This window comes from Streptomyces sp. NPDC002845, from assembly GCF_053591955.1.
The window spans coordinates 1-2,896 of the sequence record NZ_JBSFUU010000196.1 but is presented as its reverse complement, the minus strand read 5'-3'; the positions used below and the strand labels follow the sequence as shown (position 1 = coordinate 2,896).

Sequence of the window (2,896 nt, the reverse complement as noted above, 5' to 3'; positions counted from 1 at the left end):
GCCCACCGCCCTGCGCATACCGCATACCTCCGGCATACCGCAACAATCATGAAACGTCAGATCCCCACCCGCCATAGCGAGTTCAACCTCAGTACGTCACTGAACTGGACCGTGCCATCGAGACGCGGCTGCGCGAGCTGATCAGCGAGGCCTGGCCGCGACACGGCATCCTTGGGGAGGAGTTCGGATCCCGGGATCTCGATGCGGATATCACCTGGGTCCTGGACCCGGTCGACGGCACGGCCCCCTTCATCGCCGGTATCCCCGTGTATGGAACCCTGATCGGCGTCAGTCGGTCCGGGCGGCCCTGGATCGGGGTTCTCGACTATCCCGTCACCGGCGACCGATGGGTCGGAGTGAACGGGCGCTTCGCCCGGTGCAACGGCGTGTCAGTCCGCACCCGGGAGTGTGCTGACGTCACCGCTGCGCTGGTGACTTGCTCCAACCCGGATTTCTTCCGGCCCGACGAACGCGCGGCACTTGCGCGGGTCCGGGACGAGACCCAGTACGTCCTGTACGGGGCCAGCTCGTTCGCCTACGGGCTGCTCGCGAGCGGCCGCACGGACCTAGCCGTCGACAGCGGCCTGAAGACGTACGACATCTTCGCCCCCGCCGCCGTTATCGGCGGTGCGGGCGGGATGATGACGCAGTGGTCGGGCGCCGAACTCACGCTGGACTCACCAGGGCGGACCGTCGCCGCAGGACATCCCGGGCTGCACGCGAAGGCGGTGAAACTGCTCAGCACTCTGTGATATCCGTCATGGCGGGAAGCTGGAAAAGGAACACGATGGCTCGTCGTAACGCGACACAACGCCGAGGCTCAGCCTCTGCGTAAAGGGGTCTTCGATCTTGAGCGGGCAGCGGTCGTCAGAGTTCCGCCTGTCGGCTACAGGGCGTGACGGATCTCCTTGATCGCGACGCCGAGTCAGCCCTTGAGCCACACGTTGCCGTGCCGGGTCGGTGCGCGTTTGCGTTTCCCGGCGGACTCGTGGTTGCCGGGGGCGAGCCCGGACCAGGCGGCCAGCGGTGGGGAAGCGACGCCCATCTCCGCGATCACCACGTGGGCCACCGTGGTGCTGATCCCGGGAATCGTGATCAGCTGTTCGACCTGGCGGCGAAACGGGGCGATCTGCCGTTTGATTTCCTCCTCCAGCAGCGCGATGCGCGCGCTCGCGTCACGGATCGCGCGGATCAGAACGCGGACCATGAAGCCGTAGTGGTCGGTGAAGTTCCCCGTGAGCGCCTCGGCCAGCTCGCCGTGCTTGCGGCGCATAGTTATGTTGATTCGCGCTGGCTGTTTCAGCATGCTTTGCCGCATCTGTCGCCAACGCGCACGGCCTGAAATGCCTGGAAGCTCCCTACCGGAGGGGCAACGTCGCTGGGTTAGAGCGTGATCGGCTACTCTCTTCTGCTCGTGACACGTCATCACATCGCCGGTGAGAGCTACCCGGAGCGCGTCCGGATGGGAGTGCTGTCGCGGACCTTCACACCCGAGCTGGTCGACTTCGCTATCGACGAGGCCGGGGCCCGCGAGGAGCGCACCCGCGCGCTGCCCGCCCGGCTGATGGTGTACTTCGCGCTGACGATGTGGCTGTTCACCGGGTCCGGATACGGCCTGGTGCTGCGGGAGTTGGTGGAGCATTGGCCGCGCAGGGGCGGGGAGGACTGGCGTCCGGCCGGCACCGACTCGCTCACCCGGGCCCGGCAGCGCTTGGGCCAGGCCCCGCTGCGGGTGCTGTTCGACCGCGTCGCCGGGGTGCGCGGCACGCCCGCCACCCCGGGCACGTTCTGGCGCGGCCTGCGCCTGGCCTCGATGGACGGCACCTTGTACGACGTCCCGGACAGTGACGCCAACGCCGTCGCCTACAGCCGCGGGTCGAATGGCTCCAAGCTCCACCCCTTCCCGCAGGTGCGGCTGCTGGCGCTGGTGGAGTGCGGCACCAAGGCGGTGATCGGCGCCGTGTTCGACTCCTTCGCCGTCGGCGAACGCACCCTGGCCCGCCGCCTGCTGGTGCATCTGCACTCCGGGATGCTGGTGATGGCCGACCGTGGCTTTCCCGCCTTCCGGCTGTGGCGGGACGCGGCGGCAAGCGGCGCCGAGCTGCTGTGGCGCGTCTCGGCCTCCTTCACCCTGCCGGTGGACCGGGTGCTGGCTGACGGTACCTACCTCTCGCACCTCTCCGGCCCGGGCCGGTCGCGCATCACGGTGCGGGTGGTGGAGTACACAGTGACCACCGCCGCCGCGGGCGAAGACGGCGGCCAGGAGACCGTATCGGAGCTGTTCTGCCTGATCACCACGCTGCTCGACCCCGCGGCGGCGCCCGCGATGGAGCTGGCGGAGCTGTACGCCGCGAGGTGGACCAGCGAAACGATCTACCGGCACATCAAGATCGAGCAGCGCGGCGGGAGAACCGCCACCCTGCGCTCGACCAGCCCTGCCATGGTCGAGCAGGAGCTGTGGGCCATGCTGTGCGTCTACCAGGCCGTCGCGCATCTGGCCGCGGACGCCGCCGAGTCGGCGGGCTTGCCCGTGGCGCACATCAGCTTCAAACAGACCCTCGCCGCCGCCCGACGCTCCATCGGCGCGGACTTTCCCCCCTCGGCAGCTGGCCGCCAAGGTCCGTGACGTCCAGGCCGACCTGGTCCGCGAGGCCGTCAAGCTCCGCCCCGGACGCGCCGCACCCCGCGCCACCAAGCGCAGCGGCACCGGCTACCGCGTACTGCGGCCCGACGAGCCAGCCACCGGCCGCGTCGTCCACACCGTCACCCTCCAGCTCTTCCCGCCCGAACAGCGACCCTGCGCGATCTTGGTGGTTAATTCCAACTGCCGTGCTTTGGCGCCGAGTTGGTGGGCGTCGTGATGACTGGCGGAGTCGGTCGTGGGTCTGCCCGTGCG

The 2,896-nt window shown here is 68.8% G+C and carries 3 protein-coding genes; 2 read left to right on the top strand and 1 reads right to left on the bottom strand.

Annotated elements, in window-relative coordinates; genetic code table 11:
- Positions 1–104 precede the first annotated feature (104 nt).
- Positions 105–752 carry an inositol monophosphatase family protein gene (locus ACWD3C_RS48215; protein ID WP_451155131.1) on the top strand — a complete coding sequence of 216 codons (648 nt, stop codon included), beginning with the start codon at positions 105–107 and terminating at the stop codon, positions 750–752.
- A 173-nt stretch (positions 753–925) separates the two neighbouring features.
- Here the strand turns inward: ACWD3C_RS48215 and ACWD3C_RS48210 are convergent, their stop codons facing one another.
- On the bottom strand, positions 926–1,306 hold the full coding sequence (locus ACWD3C_RS48210) for a transposase (RefSeq protein ID WP_451155129.1): 381 nt from the start codon (positions 1,304–1,306) through the stop codon (positions 926–928).
- Positions 1,307–1,414: 108 nt separating this feature from the next.
- Between ACWD3C_RS48210 and ACWD3C_RS48205 the strand changes: the two genes are divergently transcribed.
- The gene (locus tag ACWD3C_RS48205; protein ID WP_451155127.1) at positions 1,415–2,626 is read left to right on the top strand and encodes an IS4 family transposase; all 1,212 of its coding nucleotides are present in this window, start codon (positions 1,415–1,417) and stop codon (positions 2,624–2,626) included.
- Positions 2,627–2,896 lie beyond the last annotated feature (270 nt).